The organism is Reyranella sp. (genome assembly GCF_965227665.1).
GTDB lineage: Bacteria > Pseudomonadota > Alphaproteobacteria > Reyranellales > Reyranellaceae > Reyranella.
The window spans coordinates 139,228-155,381 of the sequence record NZ_OZ245767.1; the positions used below are offsets into that span (position 1 = coordinate 139,228).

Genomic DNA, 16,154 nt, shown 5'->3' on the forward strand with positions numbered 1-16,154 from the left:
CCATGGATCATTTCGCGCGGCTGGGACTGCCGGCGGCGCTCGACCTCGACGCGGCCGCGCTGGACCGGGCCTATTTCAGCCTCCAGCGGCAATGGCATCCCGACCGGTTCGTGTCCAAGCCGCCCGAGGATCGGGCGCGGGCCTCGGCGGAGGCCGCCTCGGTCAATGAAGCGTATCGGACTCTGAAGGATCCGCTGAGCCGAGCCTTCTACATGGCCGGTCTGGCCGGCGTGGACCTGCCGGGCGACGGCAAGACGATCGACGATCCGGACCTGCTGATGGAAGCCATGGAGGCGCGCGAGGCGCTGCACGACGCGGCCACGCCGGAGGCGGTTGACAGACTGGCCGCGCAGGCCCGCGTAGAGGTGCAGGAGGCCCTGGCAGGGCTGGGCAGTTTGTTCTTGGCAAACGACAGGGCGGCCCTCAGAAAGGCGCTCCTTCGCCTGCGTTACCTCGACAAGTTCGCCGAGGAAGCGCGGGCGCGACGCATGAATCTTGATCGGTCGAACGCATGACCTTGCTGGAGATCCACGAGCCGGGCGAAACGCCCCTGCCGCATGCCGGCGAGGGCTCGCTGGCGGTCGGCATCGATCTCGGCACGACCAACTCCGTCGTTGCGATCGCCCGCGACGGCAAGCCGGCGGCTCTGCACGACGAGACGGGCAGAGCGCTCGTACCGTCGGTGGTGGCCTATCCCGAGGCGGGCGGCGTGCTGGTGGGAGACGAGGCACGCGCCTTCACGGCCCGCGAGCCGCGCAACGTCGTGGCCTCGATCAAGCGCCTGATGGGCCGTGGTGCCGGCGATCTCCATGCGGTGGCCGGCGTACTGCCCTACGAGGTCGAGCCGGGAACCGGCGAGACCGACATGGTCAAGCTTCGCATCGGCGGCAGGGCGCGGTCGCCGGTCGAGATTTCCGCCGAGATCCTCAAGGCGCTGCGGACCCGCGCGGAGGCGGCCCTCGAAAAGCCGGTCGAGCGCGCCGTCATTACCGTGCCCGCTTATTTCGACGATGCCGCCCGTACCGCGACCCGGGACGCGGCGCGTGTTGCCGGCCTCGAAGTCCTCCGGCTGGTCAATGAGCCGACCGCTGCCGCGCTGGCCTATGGTCTCGACAAGGGCTCCGAGGGACTCTACGCGGTCTACGATCTCGGCGGCGGTACCTTCGACTTCTCGCTGCTGCGGCTGGAGAAGGGCGTGTTCCAGGTGCTCGCGACGGGCGGCGACACGGCGCTGGGCGGCGACGATTTCGATCGTGCCATCGCCGAGCGCCTGCTGGCGGAGCGCAAGCGTGATGGCCTGGCGGACGAGGTCGACGAGACGGCCGTGAAGTCGGCGCTGGCGCTGGCCCGCCACATGAAGGAACAGCTTTCCGACCGCGACCAGACCTCGGGCCGGCTCGAGATCGCCGGTACACCGTCGTTCCATGCGCTCACCCGCGCCGAGTTCGACACGATGGTGGAGGCTCCCGTCGCCCGCACTCTGGAGATATCCCGCAACGTGCTGGCCGATGCCGGCATGGTCGCAACCGGGATCGAGGGCGTGGTTCTGGTCGGCGGCTCGACGCGCGTGCCGTTGGTGCGGGCCCAGGTCGCCGCGATGATCGGCAAGCCGCCCCTGACCGACATCGATCCTGACGAGGTCGTGGCGTTGGGCGCTGCGCTGCAGGCCGAGGCGTTGACTGGCGGCGGCGATACGCTGCTGCTCGACGTTACGCCGCTGTCGCTCGGCCTCGAGACGATGGGCGGCATCGTCGAGAAGATCGTGCCGCGCAACACACCGATCCCGGCGCAGCTCGCGCAGGATTTCACGACCTACGAGGATGGCCAGGGCGCGATGGCCATTCATGTGGTCCAGGGCGAGCGGGAGATGGTCGCGGACTGCCGCAGCCTGGCTCGCTTCGAACTGTCGGGCATCCCGCCGATGACGGCGGGCGCGGCGCGCATTCGCGTCAGCTTCGCCGTCGATGCCGACGGGCTGCTCACGGTTTCGGCCGAGGAGCGGACGACCGGCGTGGCGCAGAGGGTCGAGGTGAAGCCGTCCTACGGCCTCAGCCACGAGGACATGGCCGACATGCTTTACGACAGCATGGACAATGCCGAGGCCGACATGAACCTGCGCCTGCTGACCGAGGCGAGGGTCGAGGCACGGCGCGGTCTGCTGGCTTTGGACGCTGCCCTCGCGAAGGATGGCGGATTGCTGTCGGCTGAGGAGCGCGCGGCGATCGACGCGGCGCGGACGCGGCTGGAAGCGGCGATGGAAGGCGAAAGCCGGGACGAGATCAATGCGGCGGCCGAGGCGCTCGAGACGCTGTCCAAGCCCTTCGCGGAGCGGCGGATGGACCGCGGCATTCGCGAGGCGCTGTCGGGCATGTCGATGGGCGACCTCGAAAGCCGGGTCGGCGACTAAGCGGAGCGAGATCGGGACATGCCGAAGATGACGTTTATTCTGAGGGACGGTTCGCGCAAGGAAGTCGACGCGCCGCTGGGACTCTCCGTGCTCGAGATCGCGCATCGCAACCATGTCGACATCGAAGGCGCCTGCGAGGGATCTCTGGCCTGCTCGACCTGCCACGTCGTGGTCGAGGCCGTGTGGTTCGAGAAGCTCGCGCCCGCGAGCGACGACGAGGAAGACATGCTCGACCTTGCGTTCGGTCTCACACATACCTCCCGTCTGGGCTGTCAGATCCGCATGAGCGAGGCGCTCGACGGGCTGGTGGTCAAGCTTCCCGCCGCGACGCGCAACATGATGGTCGACAAGTAGGAGAGGCCGATGGCCCGGAAGCTGCGCTGGACCGACGTCCAGGACATCGCGATCGAGCTCGAGGAACGCCATCCCGACGTCGACAACGTCAATCTGCGCTTCACCGACCTGCATCGCTGGGTGATGGAACTCCCCGATTTCGAGGACGATGCCGGGCGTTCGAACGAGAAGATCCTCGAGGCGATCCAGGCTGCCTGGATCGACGAGCGCGACTAGCGTTGGCGCTTGCCAGACGCCGTAATTTGGCCGGAAATGCGGGCGACACAGGATGATCCGGGAGGGGTCCCCATGATCGCGACGAGAGTGCGTCCGCTGCTGCTGCCGCTGGTGCTGGCAGCGGGACTGGGCGCTTGCGCGTCCAACGCCGTTCAGCCCGGCATCGTCAGTTCGACGGCGCCGGTCTATGGCGCCCAGGCGAGCGCGCCTCCACCACCGGGAGCGCCGACGCAGGTGGCCTATAGTACGCCTGTCGGCGGGCCCGGCCGCGTCGTTTCCATTCGCGAGGTCGGATTGGCGGGTGCCGGCGGCGGCAACGGTGCGCTCATGGGTGGCATTATCGGCGGCGGTGTCGGCGCCACGATCGGCGCGATCACCAGCCAGACGGTGGGGGGTGGCCTCGTCGGACTCCTGCTTGGTTCGGTGGGTGGCGCCATCGCGGGTACCATTGCCGACGGACAGCGCAGCGGCGGCCGGGGCATCGAGGTCACGGTGCAGCGCGACGATGGGCAGAGCGTGACCGTCGCGCAGCGCGACGACGGGGACGTCCAGCTCGGCGACCGCGTACAGATCGTGCAGGATGATCGCGGCGTCGCACGCGTCGTACGCGATACGTCGCGCAACCTGGATTGAATTCCTCACGTTCGTTTTGATCGATAGTACGAAAGGTGTCTCTTCAGATGTTCGGCAAATGGCGCGTCGGCCTCCTTGTTCCAGCCGTCCTCGCAATGGGGTTGAGCGCCTGTAACGGCACCAGCGGCGCGGTTCAGCCCGGCGTGGTCAACACCTCCGCGCAGGGCGCGACCTACCGAGGCGAGCAGGGACGGGTGATCTCGATCCGCGAGGTCCAGGTCCGCGGCAACCGGGGTTCCGGCGTGAGCGACGGCACGCTGATCGGCGGCGGCCTCGGCGCCGTGGGCGGTGCCGTGGCCGGCGGTGCCATCACCAACTCGGCGGGTGGCGCCGTGGTCGGCGGCCTTCTGGGCGCCATAGCGGGCGGCATTGCCGGGACGGCGGTCGATCAGAACGCACCCCGGCGCGGCATCGAGATCACCGTCCAGCGTGACGACGGGCAGCGTGTGACGGTCGCCCAGCCCGACGACGGCGAGATCCAGATGGGCGACCGTGTCGCCATCGTCTATGACCGCAACGGCGTCGCCAAGGTCGTGCGCGACACCGGCACCCGCCGCGACTAGCCGCGGCTGGCGGGGGCAGGGAGCGAGGCCTATATAGGCCCCGCCATGTACCCCCTGTCCTCGCTCAACTCCCTCGGCATCGACAAGGCGCCCGCAGACACCCGTGTGGTCGTCGCCATGTCGGGCGGCGTCGACTCGTCGGTGACCGCAGCTCTGCTGAAGGAGCAGGGCTACGACGTCGTGGGCGTCACCCTCCAGCTCTACGATCACGGCGTCGCAGTGGGGAAGACGGGCGCCTGCTGCGCCGGCCAGGACATCCAGGATGCGCGCCAGGTCGCCGAGCGCCTGTCGATCCCGCACTATGTGCTCGACTATGAGAGCCGCTTCCGCGCCGAGGTGATGGACTCCTTCGCCGACGCCTATGCACGCGGCGAGACGCCGGTTCCATGCATCGCCTGCAATCGGACGGTCAAGTTCCGCGACCTGCTGCGGACGGCGCGCGAGCTCGGCGCCGAGGCCCTGGCGACCGGCCACTACGTGCGTCGAGTGATGGGCGAGGCGGGCCCGGAGCTTCATCGCGGTGCAGACGCGGCGCGCGACCAGAGCTACTTCCTGTTCGGCACGACGCGCGAGCAGCTCGAGTTTCTGCGCTTCCCCTTGGGCGATCTGCCCAAGAGCGAGACGCGCGCATTGGCCGGGCGGTTCGACCTCGCGGTCGCGGACAAGCCCGACAGCCAGGACATCTGCTTCGTGCCTCAGGGCAACTACGCGTCGGTCGTGCAGAAGCTGCGACCGGAGGCCGTGGAACCCGGCGACATCGTCGACATGGCGGGCAACGTCGTGGGCCGTCACGAGGGCATCGTGCGCTACACCGTGGGACAGCGTCGCGGCCTGGCGCTAGGCGGGCGCGACGGGACCGACAATGATCCTCTTTACGTCGTGCGCCTGGATCCCACGACACGCCGTGTGGTCGTGGGCCCGAGGTCTGCGCTCGGCCGTGACGAGATCACGCTGTATGACGTGAACTGGCTGAATGGCCCTCACGAGGGACGTCTGCCGGTGCAGGTCCGCGTGCGCTCCAGCCAGTCCCTGCGTCCCGCCGAGATCGAGCTGACGGACGAGGGCGCAGTCGTTCGCTTTGCCGAGCCGGAAATCGGCGTCTCGCCCGGACAGGCCTGCGTGGTCTACGACACCGCGACAGGCAGTCGCGTGTTGGGCGGCGGCTTCATCCGACGTTCGCCATGAACCTGTAACCGCCGCGTCACCGGTTGCCCGGATAAGGCCGGGCATGACGAGCGACATCACCCAGCGTCCTTTCTCGCGTCGCGATTCCCTCGCGGCGCTCCTCCTGGCGTTTTCGGCGGCGGCGCCGTCCGCCGTTCGCGCTGACACCTATCCCGCCAAGCCGGTCAAGCTGATCATTCCCTATCCGCCGGGCGGCGGCACCGACATCACTGGACGCGCGATGGCGGCACGCCTGTCGGACGTGCTCGGCCAGACGGTGGTCATCGAGAACAAGCCCGGCGCCACCGGCATGATCGGCGCCGCCAGCGTCGCGAAGGCGCCGGCCGACGGCTACACGGTCCTGTTCGGCGCGGCGAGCGAGATGGCGATCAACGCCAGCCTGTTCAAGACCATGAGCTACGACCCGCGGACCGACTTCGAGCCGGTGACGCTTGTGGCGACTTTCCCGCTGGTCTTCGTGGCACCGGCGACCTCCAAGGCGTCGCTGCAGGAGCTGATCGAGGCCGCGCGCGCCAAGCCCGATACGGTCAGCTACGGATCGATCGGCAGCGGCAGCCCGCAGCATCTCGCGGCCGAACTCCTGTCGAGCATGGCCAAGGCCAGATTCCTGCACATTCCCTACAAGGGCTCGGGCCCGCTGGTGCAGGATGCCGTGGGCGGACACATCGATATGGCCGTAAGCAGCGTGCCGCCGGCCGTGCCGCTTGTCCGCTCGGGCAAGCTGCGCGCGCTCGCCGTGACGTCCTCGGTCCGGTCGGAGGCTTTGCCGGACGTTCCTACCATGGCCGAGTTGGGCTTCCCCGGCTACGAGTTCAACACCTGGGTCGGTGTCGCGGTGCCGAAGGGCACCTCGCAGGAGATCGTCGACAAACTGCGCATCGGCCTGGTCGGCGCGCTTGCGGCCGCCGAGGTCCAGAGCGCCCTGCGCGACCAGGGCGCAGTGCCGGTCGGCTCGACGGCCGATCAGTTCCGCCAGTTCGTGCTGGACGAAGTCGCGAAGAGCGACCGCATCGTTTCGCAGGCAGGCATCCAGCCGGAATGACGATCCCCCGAGGCCGGGCATGGTCTATCATGGTCTCATGAACGCTTCCCGGCCCCGCAGGGTGATCCTGATCGTGTGCGACGGCCTCGGCGCCGAGTGGGTCAGCGAAATGCACACGCCGACCTTGGCACGCCTGCTGGCCGGCCATCGCCGCGCCAACGATCATCGCGCGGTGTTTCCCTCGGTTACGCGCGTCTCCGCCGCCTCGATCGCGACGGGCTGTTTTCCCGGCCGGCACGGGCTCGAAGGCAACCAGATGGCGCTGGTCGAGGAGGGCCGGATCACCGTGCACAATGTCGGCGCGCCGTCCTTCCGCGAGACCATGCGCCGGGTGACAGGCCGCACGCTGCGCGTGCCCACTATGGCCGAGCGGCTGGCGAAGTCAGGCGGCCAGGTCGCCTATTCGAACGTCTCGCCGGGCGCGGCCTACTTCCTCGACCCCGATCATTTCGGCACGGTGCTGCATCGCGCCGGGTCGTTCGGCCCCGGCGGCTCCTCGCTGACCGGCGACGCTCATCTCGACGTGAGCCACGATCTCGACGGCGACATCGAGATGACGCGACGCTTCTGCGCGGAGGTCGTCCCGTCCGATGGCTTCCGGCTGGCGATCCTGTGGCTCGCGAACCCCGACCTCACCCTGCACCACGACCCGCTGGGATCGCCCGAGCATCTCCAGGCGCTGGCGGTCACCGACCGGCTGGTGGCGCAGGTCATCGAGACGGTGGAGGCGCATGAGAACCGGTTCGACACGTTGCTCGTGGTCGGATCGGACCACGGCCACGAAACGATCGGGCGCTCCGTCCATATCGGCAACTGGCTGGCCGAGAACGGCCTCGCCGCCGAGTTGAAGGAAGCCCGCATCGGCGTCGCCTCTCAGGGCACCTCGGCGCTGATCTACGCGACCGGCGCGGCGAGGGCGGCGGTCGACGATCTGCTGCCGAAGATGCGCCGTGAGCCGTGGGCCGGCTCGATCCTGACCGGCGAGGCACTGGCGGCGACCGGTCTGACGGCCGACGCGCTGGTGGCCGCCGTGGACACGACACGTCACGACGAGACCAACGCCCATGGCGTCCCCGGCACGCGCTGGCTGGTCGAGGATGGCGAGGGCACGCCGGAAATCGGCTGCGGCCATCATGGCGGCCTGGGACCGGCCGAAACCCGGCCGTTCCTGACCTTCATCCATCCCGAGTTCGGCCAGGGCGAGGCGGGCCGCCCCACGAGCCTCGTGGACATCGCACCGACCATCCTGCGATTCCTGGGCGAGTCGGTGGACGACATGGACGGTGCGCCTTTAACCGCTGAGTGATGCCGCTGCTTTTCTTGACAGATTACGGCCCCGCCGCATAAAAGCGCCCACCCATGGCTGGGTAGCTCAGCTGGTTAGAGCACGGCACTCATAATGCCGGGGTCGGCGGTTCAAGTCCGCCCCCAGCTACCAACCCCCTCACCAACCGATTGAAAACACTACACAATCGGTTGGTGGGAGCGGGGGGGGGGCTGATCTGGGGGAGCTTTTCAGCGCTCCCTGTAGCGGTTGGCCTCTTTGCCGTGGCGAGCCGCACCCAAACTTCAGAATCTCAAGTGTCGGCCAGAAGCCGGAAGCGTCGACCCTTCCTGCGGCCCTTGATTTTGAAATGATGTTCACCGGACACGTACTCCCCAGCGGCAATCGCCGCGGCCACATCGGGATGAGTGCTCAGGTAGAAGGCCTCGTCGAAACGCGCGCCCTTGGCCGGCGATCCTTGGTCAACGCTGTGCAGAAATTTTGTCACCTTCTGGGCAACCTCATCCCACTTGGACGGTGACAAATCAAAATCGTGGTCGGTGTCGACAAATCTCACGGTTACAGCCGGCGAAAGCGCGTAGTCTTCCGTGATGCCAATCGCTCCGTAGGCATCCCGCGTCCCCTGGAAGATCAGCGTGGGCACCGTGATATGAGCCAGGTGGCTGAAGCGAAGCGGCTCCAACACACTACTCGGATGCCGGAACGGGTAAGCAAAACAAATGACCGCTTTGACTGGCCGACGCATGGCAAACAAAGTCGCCACGCGGCCGCCGGATGACCTTCCGATCAACACTTCCTGTCCTGCTTCCTCGTTCGCTGGAACCATTTTCTCCAAGAGCGCGACTCGCTCCGATACGCTGAGGCGCGAAGGCGATTCCTCGTTCCGAACTTTTATCTCCTCTCTGCCAATCCACTTCGAGAACACCGGCGCCAGCCGCTGGCGAGCTGCATCCTCGACAGCCGTTCTTTTCAGAAACGAATCACCTGAAAGGAAGTAGGCAGGACCAAACATCAAACTGACACTCCTCAAATGAACTCACAGACTGGCGCGAACGGCGGTTCCAAAGCAGCATTGCCGACTTGGGCGCCGGTCGCCGCGGGCACCCCCGGGCTCCCGGGTTCTGTGCCTTCCAAGTGTGCGGCCGGGGGCCTTTCATTTGTTCTTCACCTGCGCCAATTTAGACCATGGCCACCGGACACACACAGCAGACCGACGTCATCATCATAGGCGCGGGGCCAGTCGGCCTCTTCGCCGTCTTCGAGTGCGGCATGGTCCGCCTCAACTGCCATGTCGTCGATGTGCTCGACGATCCCGGCGGCCAGTGCACGGCGCTGTATCCCGAGAAGCCGATCTACGACATTCCGGGTTTTCCCCGCATCGAGGCGGCCGAGCTCATCGTCCGGCTTAAGGCCCAGGCGGCGGCCTTCCGGCCGGTCTATCACCTGGGCGAGCAGGTTCAGGCGCTGGAGCCGCTGACCGGTGGCTTCTGGCGGGTGACGACCTCGAAGGGCACCGTGCTGCAGGCCAAGGCGGTGATCGTCGCCGCCGGCGTCGGCGCATTCGGGCCCAACCGCCCGCCGTTGCCCGGCATCGAGGCCTACGAGGGCCGCAGCGTCTTCTACTACGTCACCCAGCGCGAGACCTTCCGCGGCAAGCGGGTGGTGATCGCGGGCGGCGGCGACACGGCCGTCGACTGGGCGCTGTCGCTGGCCGAGATCGCCGGCCGTGTCTCGTTGATCCACCGCCGCGACCGGTTCCGCGCTGCGCCCGACAGTGAGGCGAAGCTCAAGGCGCTGGCGAAGGCGGGCAGGATCGACCTCGTCGTGCCCTACCAGCTCCACGGTCTGGAAGGCGCAGGCGGGCAGCTCACGGCGGTCACCGTCGCCACCATGGAGGGCGAGACCCGGCGCATCGAGGCCGATGTGCTGCTGCCGTTCTTCGGCCTGTCGATGTCGCTGGGGCCGATCGCCGACTGGGGCCTGGCGCTGGAGCGCAACCAGATCGAGGTCGACCCCGCGACGGCGGCGACGAACAAGCCCGGCATCTTCGGCGTGGGCGACGTCGTCACCTATCCGGGCAAGCTGAAGCTGATCCTGACCGGCTTCGCGGAGGCCGCGATCGCGGCGCGCTCGGCCTATGCGCTGATCCATCCAGAGACGCCGCTGCACTTCGAGTATTCGACGACCTCGGGCGTGCCCGACGCCTGAGCGGCCGGCCGTGGACAGTTTCTGCTCCGATGCAGAACTCGGCTACGAGCGGAGCCGCACGCGGTTCGTGCCCGGAGAGGAGCTCCGGCTGGACGAGGCCTATCGTCTGGCGCACCTGCCTCTGATCGCGCCGGATCATCCCGACGTGATCCCGTCGCGGCCCGGTGCAAGCTATCGCATGGGACAGCACGAACGGGCTTTCTCGCTGGTCCTGCCGATCCCTCCGGACGAGCTGGAGAAGTCGGCCGCTTATCAGGAGCTGGAAGGCGAACTCAGGCACTTGCCCTTCGCGACCAAGATCGCCTGGGATCTGATGGCGAAGCGCCGGGAGAGACTCCACGCAACGATCTGCGGATCTCTGTCGAAGGATGTGCCGTACCGCATTTCCGACGACGAGAGGGCCGCTCTCAGGCAGCTCGGTCCGTTACGTGTCGAGGTGCGCGGCCTGTTCTCCGGCAACATCAACGTCGGCCGCCTCTATCTGCGCGTCTACCCAGAGTGTCGGAACGGCATGAACCTGCTGCGCCGGATCCAGCGGAGTCTCGGCAGGCCCGAGACGGACCTGTATCTCGTCGGTCTGTTCAATTTCGTCGATCACTTGGAGGCCGTGGAAGCGGCAGCGCTTCACGACCTCATCCAGCGCTGGTGGCACCGTTCCATCCTGACCCTCGACGTGATCGCGCTCTGGCTCCTCGGCGCCTCCGACGACCTCGTCCTGGATGCGAGAGTCGAGGACGTGATTCCCCTGGCGTGAGCCGCCTTCGGGCACCGTCGGCACGAGGCTTCTGGGGAAGACTTGGCCGCACCGGCTCCTTCCTGTAGGGGGTCGGCGGGATTTTCACCACAACTGCTGGGAGGGGTTCCGGGGGTGGAGTCCGCTTCGACTGTTTCGTTTATTTCGTTTATTTCGTTTGCGCTCGTTGACGATGTCGCCGGGGCGCAGGGTCGCTACGGGCAGTCAATCAATGCAGGGGGCCCGTTTCTTGTCTCCAATAGCGAGTGACCCGACGCCTACGCCGCCGCGGAGAGCTTGCGCAGGGCGGCGAGGCGGCGGGCGTAGGGCGGATCGTTCTCCGGGACCAGAGTGGGTGGCACGATGCTCTCGGCGAAGTGGCAGGCCACGACCTGGCCCTCGGCGCCGGCGCCGTCTTCCAGGGGGCGGAGCAGGGGCTCCTCCTTGCGGCAGCGGTCCTGGGCGTAGGCGCAGCGCGTGTGGAAGCGGCAGCCCTTGGGCGGGTTGAGCGGACTGGGCACGTCGCCGGCCAGGCGGATGCGCGCGCGCTGCGCGGTCGGATCGGGCACCGGCACGGCCGACAGCAGGGCCTGGGTGTAGGGGTGGCGCGGCCGCGCGAACAGGCTGCGCTTGGGCGCCAGCTCGACGATCTTGCCGAGATACATGACGGCGACGCGGTCGGAGATGTGCCGCACGACGGCGAGATCGTGGGCGATGAAGATGTAGGAGAGCCCAAACTTGCCCTTCAGGTCCTGCATCAGGTTGATGACCTGTGCCTGGATCGACACGTCGAGCGCCGAGACCGGCTCGTCGCAGACGATCAGCTTGGGCTGCGAGGCCAGCGCGCGGGCGATGCCGATGCGCTGGCGCTGGCCGCCGGAGAATTCGTGCGGATAGCGCAGCGCGTGCCAGGCCGACAGGCCGACCTCGCCCAGTAGCTCGTCGATGCGCCGGCGCAGCGCCGCGCCCGAGGCCAGCCCGTGCAGGCGCAACGGCTCGGCCAGCGTCTCGCCCACGGTGAGGCGCGGGTTCAGCGAGGCATAGGGATCCTGGAAGATGATCTGCATGTCGCGGCGCAGGTCGCGCAGCGCGCCGCGGGAGAGGCCGCGCACATCGCGGCCCTCGAAGCGGATGGTGCCCTCGGTGGCCTCGATCAGGCGCAGCACCAGGCGGCCCGTCGTCGACTTGCCGCAGCCCGATTCGCCGACCAGCGCCAGGGTCTCGCCCGGGGCCACGTCGAAGGAGAGGCCGTCGACCGCGCGCACGGTACCGACGGCGCTTTGGAAGACGATGCCGCGCTTTACCGGGAAGTGCTTGGTGAGGCCGGAGACGGAGAGGAGGGGCTCGGTGGTCATTCGGCGGCCTCGGCCAGGACGAGATCGAGGGGCGCCTTCCAGCAGGCGGCGCGGTGGCCGGGCGCGATCTCGCGCAAGGTGGGCTGCTCGGCGCGGCATTTCTCATCCGCCAGCGCGCAGCGCGGGCTGAAGCGGCAGCCGGGCGGCAGGGCGTAGGGGTTGGGCACCACGCCCTCGATGGCCGTCAGGCGCTCGTCGCCGTCGCTGCCGAGCCGCGGGATCGAGCCCAGGAGGCCCAGCGTATAGGGATGCTGCGGGTCGGCGAACAGCAGGCCGACCGGCGCTTCCTCGACGATGCGGCCGGAATACATGACGATCACGCGATGCGCGAGTTCAGCGACGACACCGAGATCGTGGGTGATCAGCATGATCGCCGCGCCTGTGCGCTCGCGCAGGTCGCGGAGCAGGTCGAGGATCTGCGCCTGGATGGTGACGTCGAGCGCCGTCGTGGGTTCGTCGGCAATCAGTAGCTTTGGGTCGCAGGCGAGCGCCATCGCGATCATCACACGCTGGCGCATGCCGCCGGAGAGTTGGTGCGGATATTCGTCGAGTCGCGTCTCGGGCGAGGGGATCTTGACCAGTTGCAGCATTTCGAGCGCGCGGGCGCGGGCCGCGGCGGCGCTGAGCGAGCGGTGCAGCTGGACGGCCTCGATGATCTGATCGCCCACGGTCTGCACCGGGTTGAGGCTGGTCATTGGCTCCTGGAAGATCATGGCGATGTCGTCGCCGCGCACGGCGCGCATGTCGGTTTCCGGCAGGTCGAGGAGATTGCGGCCTTCCAGCTTGATCTCGCCCGCCGTGATGCGGCCGGGCGGGTTGGGCACCAGCCGCATGATCGAGAGCGACGTCACCGACTTGCCGCAGCCGGATTCGCCCACGATGCCCAGCGTCTCGCCCGGCGCCAGCGAGAAGCTGATGCCGTCGACGGCCGGGAAGGAACTGCCGCCGGAGCGGAACTCCGTGCGCAGGCCCTTCACTTCCAGGAGGGCACCCTTGTCATCCCGAGGCCGCAGGCCGGGGGACCCTTCCTGTTGCTTCAAAGGTCCCTCGCTTCGCTCGAGATGACAGGCCGCGCCATGGTCAGGTCACCGGCCGCGACTGCGGCAGGCGATCGCGCGTGCCGTAGACCGGAGGCGCGAGCTGATCGGCGGTGCGGCCCGCCCAGTCGCGCTGGCTCACCGTTTCGAGCCGCTTGCGCTGGCCCTCGACGAGGCCCGCGGTCGCGGCCTCGACATCGACCGTCAGGACCTGGCCGTCCTTCACCACCTGCGTGCCGTCGACATAGACGTGGCGGATGGCGCGGTCGCCGGCCGAGTAGATCAGGCTGCGCACCGGCTCGTGGGCCGGCTGCATGTAGGGATGGCTCATGTCGACCAGCGAGAAGTCGGCCTTGCAGCCCGGCGCGAGCCGCCCGAGATCGGGCCGGCGGAGCATCTTGGCGCCGCCGATCGTGGCCGCCTCGAAGGCGTGCCGCGTCGTGCCCATCTTGTAGTTCATGGTGATGGCGCGGGCGAGGTAGCAGACCAGCCGCATCTCATCGAGCATGTTGTGCGGGAAGGTGTCGGTGCCGATGCCGACCGTGATGCCCGCATCCATGTAGCGGCCGATCGAGTTCATCACCATGCCGCGCCGCGCGAAGACGGTGGGGCAGTGCGCCACCGAGGCACCGGAATCGCGCAGCCGCTCGAAGTCGTTGGCGTGCGGATAGTGGATCTGCGGATGGTCGTTCAGGAAGATGCCGTGGCCGATGATGAGGTCGGGCCCGAGCACACCGATCGACTCGAGCCATTCGATGGGCGTCTTGCCATGGCGATGGACCATCTCGTGGAACTCGACGACGGCCTGGCAGGCATGGGTCTGCATCGCCAGGCCGCGACGCCGGGCCTCCTGCAGCGCCTCCTTGAAGAAGCCCTCTCGGCAGGTGTCGATCTGCGCCGGGCCGACCATGCCGGAGATCCGGCCGCTGGGATGTTTTGCCGCCTCGTCGAGCGTCGCCATAGAGGCCTCGAAGGCCTTCTCGCCGGCCTTCTCGTCCCAGGCATACTCAACCGTGTGGCCGTTCTTGGTGTACCAGACGCCCTGACGCATCATCGGGCAGACGACGGCGCGGATGCCCGTAGAGGCGAGGTCGTCCGCCCAGCCGGGGCGCGCCATCGAAAGATCCGTGATGGTCGTCACGCCGCTCTTGAGCAGCTCCGACACCGCGACCTTGGAAGAGGGGCCGGCATCCTCGGGATTGAGGCCGAACACCGTCAGGTATTCGTAGAGCGAGCTCTGGCCCAGCTTGTCGCTGCCATACTCCTCGGTGAGGCCCTTGTTGGCGGGCTCGGAGAAGGGGTGGCTGTGGACGTTGACGAGGCCGGGGATGGCCATCATCCCCTTGCCCTCGATGGTCGTGTCGACCGGGCCCGTGTAGCCCGGTCCGACATGGGCGATCTCGTTGCCCTTGAACACGAGATCGGCATTTTCGAGATAGACGTGCCGCCCCTCGGCCTCGTCCCACGCAACGACGTGGTCGAGGCCGGCGATCTTGGTCGTCTTCATACGCGCTTCGCTCCGGTTGCTTGCTGTCTGCTGGCTATTTGTAGGCGAGGCCCAGGCCCTTGTAGAGACCGCAGCCATAGTTGCCGTGGGCCTTGATGGGCTTCAGCTTGGCGCCGGCCACGACGAACAGGGGCTCGTGGAACAGCGGGATCCAGACGAAGGCATCGTGCACCTTCTGCTGCACGGCCTGGTACGAGCTCGTGCGCGTGGCCTCGTCGAGGGCGGTCGAACCCTTGTCGAGCAGCTCGTCGGTTTCCTTGTCCTTCCAGTTCATGCGGTTCGGGGTCGGCGCATTGGTCGACCGGAAGTAGAGGTTGAGCGCGTCACCGGCACTGACATAGGGGAAGCTCATGCCGAAGGCGTCGAACTCCTGCGTGGCGAGCTTGCCCCAGGCGACCGTCGCGTCGAACAGCTGGATCTGCAGGTCGACGCCGACCTTGCGCAGGTCGCCCTGCACGGCTTCGGCGATCTCCTTGAAGGCGCCCGAGATGCCGTAGATCAGCGGCGCCAGCTTCTTGCCGTCCTTGTAGCGGAAGCCGTCGGCGCCCTTCTTCCAGCCCGCCTCGTCGAGCAGCCGGTCGGCCTCCTTGATGTTCTCGCCGTAGGCCGCCTTGTTCAGCTTGCCGTTGAAGTCGAGGACGTTGGGCATCAGCATCGTCGAAGCCGGGTCGGCGAAGCCGAAGGTCACGGCCTCGGTGATCGCCTTCTGGTCGACCGCGAGGTTCATCGCCTGACGCACGCGCACGTCGTTGACCAGTTCCTTGTCGACCTTGAAGCCGATGAAGTAGGTCCAGAAGAAGTTCTCGGCCTTGGTCACCGAGAGGTTCTTGTTGGCCTGCAGTTCCTTGATCGACCAGTAAGGCACGTACTGGCTGGCATCGGCCTGGCCGGCCTGGAGCGCGGTGACGCGGGTGTTCTCCTCGGGCACCACCTTCCAGATCACCTTGTCGACCTGCGCCTCGGTGTAGTCGTAGATCGGCGGGCCCCACTTGTAGCCCTTGTGCTTGGAGAGCACCGTCGAGTCGCGCGGCGTCCAGCTCTCGAAGCAGTAGGGGCCGGTGCCGTCGAAGCCCTTCACGCCGAAGTCGGCGCCGAGCTGCTTGGCCTGGTCGACGTTCAGAACCGTGTGGAAGTACTGGGTCATCTGGTAGAGCAGTTCGGAGAACGGCTTCTTGAGTTTGTACTCGACGGTGAAGTCGTCGGGCGCGGTCACCTTGTCGACGTCGCCCATGCGCCACTTCACGAGACCCTTGGTTTCCGGGTCGAGCCAGCGCTCGTAGGTGGCGACGATGTCCTTCGCCGTCATCTTCTTGCCGCTGCAGAAGGTGACGTCGTCGCGGATCTTGAACGTGTAGGTGAGGCCGTCGGGCGAGACGCTCCAGCTCTTGGCGAGGCCCGGCTTCAACGTCTTCATGTCGAAGTCGAGATTCACCATCGTGTCACCCATCATGTAGATGACTTCGGCGCCCGACCGGGCGGTCGACTTGTGCGGATCGTAGCGATCGGTGTCGATCTCGCGCACGATCGTCACGCTCTTCTGCGCCATCGCCGGCGCCGCCATGCCGGTCACGGCGACCGCGGCCAGTGCCGCCACTGTCAGCTTCTTCATGCCCACGCCTCCTGCTGTTT

At 67.4% G+C, this 16,154-nt stretch carries 16 protein-coding genes and 1 tRNA gene; 12 read left to right on the plus strand and 5 right to left on the minus strand.

Annotated features, from left to right (window positions below):
* Positions 1–2: 2 nt before the first annotated feature.
* From hscB to ACO07I_RS00735, 10 genes are all read left to right on the plus strand, one after another.
* A complete protein-coding gene (gene hscB / locus ACO07I_RS00690; protein WP_422013322.1) occupies positions 3–515 on the plus strand; it encodes a Fe-S protein assembly co-chaperone HscB in 513 nt (170 codons plus the stop codon).
* Complete coding sequence (gene hscA / locus ACO07I_RS00695; protein WP_422013324.1) at positions 512–2,407, plus strand: Fe-S protein assembly chaperone HscA; 1,896 nt, start codon at positions 512–514, stop codon at positions 2,405–2,407. The genes hscB and hscA overlap by 4 nt, the downstream gene beginning before the upstream one ends.
* Positions 2,408–2,434: 27 nt before the next feature.
* Positions 2,435–2,761, plus strand: a complete 327-nt coding sequence (locus tag ACO07I_RS00700) for a ferredoxin family 2Fe-2S iron-sulfur cluster binding protein (protein WP_422013326.1) — start codon at positions 2,435–2,437, stop codon at positions 2,759–2,761.
* 9 nt (positions 2,762–2,770) lie between these two features.
* On the plus strand, positions 2,771–2,977 hold the full coding sequence (gene iscX / locus ACO07I_RS00705) for a Fe-S cluster assembly protein IscX (protein ID WP_422013328.1): 207 nt from the start codon (positions 2,771–2,773) through the stop codon (positions 2,975–2,977).
* A gap of 72 nt (positions 2,978–3,049) precedes the next feature.
* Positions 3,050–3,610, plus strand: coding sequence for a hypothetical protein (locus ACO07I_RS00710; protein WP_422013330.1), 561 nt, complete (start codon positions 3,050–3,052; stop codon positions 3,608–3,610).
* A gap of 47 nt (positions 3,611–3,657) precedes the next feature.
* Positions 3,658–4,173: a hypothetical protein gene (locus tag ACO07I_RS00715; protein ID WP_422013332.1), complete on the plus strand. Its 516-nt coding sequence runs from the start codon at positions 3,658–3,660 to the stop codon at positions 4,171–4,173.
* A 45-nt stretch (positions 4,174–4,218) separates the two neighbouring features.
* Positions 4,219–5,358: a tRNA 2-thiouridine(34) synthase MnmA gene (gene mnmA, locus ACO07I_RS00720; RefSeq protein WP_422013334.1), complete on the plus strand. Its 1,140-nt coding sequence runs from the start codon at positions 4,219–4,221 to the stop codon at positions 5,356–5,358.
* 43 nt (positions 5,359–5,401) lie between these two features.
* Positions 5,402–6,400: a Bug family tripartite tricarboxylate transporter substrate binding protein gene (locus ACO07I_RS00725; protein ID WP_422013336.1), complete on the plus strand. Its 999-nt coding sequence runs from the start codon at positions 5,402–5,404 to the stop codon at positions 6,398–6,400.
* A gap of 37 nt (positions 6,401–6,437) precedes the next feature.
* On the plus strand, positions 6,438–7,706 hold the full coding sequence (locus tag ACO07I_RS00730) for an alkaline phosphatase family protein (RefSeq protein ID WP_422013338.1): 1,269 nt from the start codon (positions 6,438–6,440) through the stop codon (positions 7,704–7,706).
* Between the two features lie 55 nt (positions 7,707–7,761).
* A tRNA-Met gene (locus ACO07I_RS00735) sits at positions 7,762–7,838 on the plus strand.
* A 139-nt stretch (positions 7,839–7,977) separates the two neighbouring features.
* On the opposite strand, the gene ACO07I_RS00740 is transcribed toward ACO07I_RS00735, so the two are convergent.
* The gene (locus ACO07I_RS00740; protein ID WP_422013340.1) at positions 7,978–8,697 is read right to left on the minus strand and encodes an alpha/beta family hydrolase; all 720 of its coding nucleotides are present in this window, start codon (positions 8,695–8,697) and stop codon (positions 7,978–7,980) included.
* A 173-nt stretch (positions 8,698–8,870) separates the two neighbouring features.
* Here ACO07I_RS00740 and ACO07I_RS00745 point away from each other — a divergent pair, with 173 nt between their 5' ends.
* Positions 8,871–9,893, plus strand: a complete 1,023-nt coding sequence (locus ACO07I_RS00745; protein WP_422013342.1) for an NAD(P)/FAD-dependent oxidoreductase — start codon at positions 8,871–8,873, stop codon at positions 9,891–9,893.
* 10 nt (positions 9,894–9,903) lie between these two features.
* The gene (locus ACO07I_RS00750; RefSeq protein WP_422013344.1) at positions 9,904–10,647 is read left to right on the plus strand and encodes a hypothetical protein; all 744 of its coding nucleotides are present in this window, start codon (positions 9,904–9,906) and stop codon (positions 10,645–10,647) included.
* Positions 10,648–10,904: 257 nt separating this feature from the next.
* Here ACO07I_RS00750 and ACO07I_RS00755 read toward each other — a convergent pair whose 3' ends face one another.
* From ACO07I_RS00755 to ACO07I_RS00770, 4 genes are all read right to left on the minus strand, one after another.
* On the minus strand, positions 10,905–11,981 hold the full coding sequence (locus ACO07I_RS00755; RefSeq protein WP_422013346.1) for an ABC transporter ATP-binding protein: 1,077 nt from the start codon (positions 11,979–11,981) through the stop codon (positions 10,905–10,907).
* On the minus strand, positions 11,978–12,958 hold the full coding sequence (locus tag ACO07I_RS00760) for an ABC transporter ATP-binding protein (RefSeq protein WP_422013348.1): 981 nt from the start codon (positions 12,956–12,958) through the stop codon (positions 11,978–11,980). The genes ACO07I_RS00755 and ACO07I_RS00760 overlap by 4 nt, the downstream gene beginning before the upstream one ends.
* A gap of 103 nt (positions 12,959–13,061) precedes the next feature.
* A complete protein-coding gene (locus ACO07I_RS00765) occupies positions 13,062–14,525 on the minus strand; it encodes an amidohydrolase family protein (protein ID WP_422013350.1) in 1,464 nt (487 codons plus the stop codon).
* 34 nt (positions 14,526–14,559) lie between these two features.
* Entirely contained in the window at positions 14,560–16,134 is a 1,575-nt protein-coding gene (locus ACO07I_RS00770; RefSeq protein WP_422013352.1) for an ABC transporter substrate-binding protein, read from the minus strand.
* Between the last annotated feature and the right edge of the window lie 20 nt (positions 16,135–16,154).

Bases quoted from the DNA above. Each gene is read 5' to 3' on its own strand.
- hscB (WP_422013322.1), top strand. From the start codon at position 3: ATGGATCATTTCGCGCGGCTGGGACTGCCGGCGGCGCTCGACCTCGAC.
- hscA (WP_422013324.1), top strand. From the start codon at position 512: ATGACCTTGCTGGAGATCCACGAGCCGGGCGAAACGCCCCTGCCGCAT.
- ACO07I_RS00700 (WP_422013326.1), top strand. From the start codon at position 2,435: ATGACGTTTATTCTGAGGGACGGTTCGCGCAAGGAAGTCGACGCGCCG.
- iscX (WP_422013328.1), top strand. From the start codon at position 2,771: ATGGCCCGGAAGCTGCGCTGGACCGACGTCCAGGACATCGCGATCGAG.
- ACO07I_RS00710 (WP_422013330.1), top strand. From the start codon at position 3,050: ATGATCGCGACGAGAGTGCGTCCGCTGCTGCTGCCGCTGGTGCTGGCA.
- ACO07I_RS00715 (WP_422013332.1), top strand. From the start codon at position 3,658: ATGTTCGGCAAATGGCGCGTCGGCCTCCTTGTTCCAGCCGTCCTCGCA.
- mnmA (WP_422013334.1), top strand. From the start codon at position 4,219: ATGTACCCCCTGTCCTCGCTCAACTCCCTCGGCATCGACAAGGCGCCC.
- ACO07I_RS00725 (WP_422013336.1), top strand. From the start codon at position 5,402: ATGACGAGCGACATCACCCAGCGTCCTTTCTCGCGTCGCGATTCCCTC.
- ACO07I_RS00730 (WP_422013338.1), top strand. From the start codon at position 6,438: ATGAACGCTTCCCGGCCCCGCAGGGTGATCCTGATCGTGTGCGACGGC.
- ACO07I_RS00740 (WP_422013340.1), bottom strand. From the start codon at position 8,697: ATGTTTGGTCCTGCCTACTTCCTTTCAGGTGATTCGTTTCTGAAAAGA.
- ACO07I_RS00745 (WP_422013342.1), top strand. From the start codon at position 8,871: ATGGCCACCGGACACACACAGCAGACCGACGTCATCATCATAGGCGCG.
- ACO07I_RS00755 (WP_422013346.1), bottom strand. From the start codon at position 11,981: ATGACCACCGAGCCCCTCCTCTCCGTCTCCGGCCTCACCAAGCACTTC.
- ACO07I_RS00765 (WP_422013350.1), bottom strand. From the start codon at position 14,525: ATGAAGACGACCAAGATCGCCGGCCTCGACCACGTCGTTGCGTGGGAC.
- ACO07I_RS00770 (WP_422013352.1), bottom strand. From the start codon at position 16,134: ATGAAGAAGCTGACAGTGGCGGCACTGGCCGCGGTCGCCGTGACCGGC.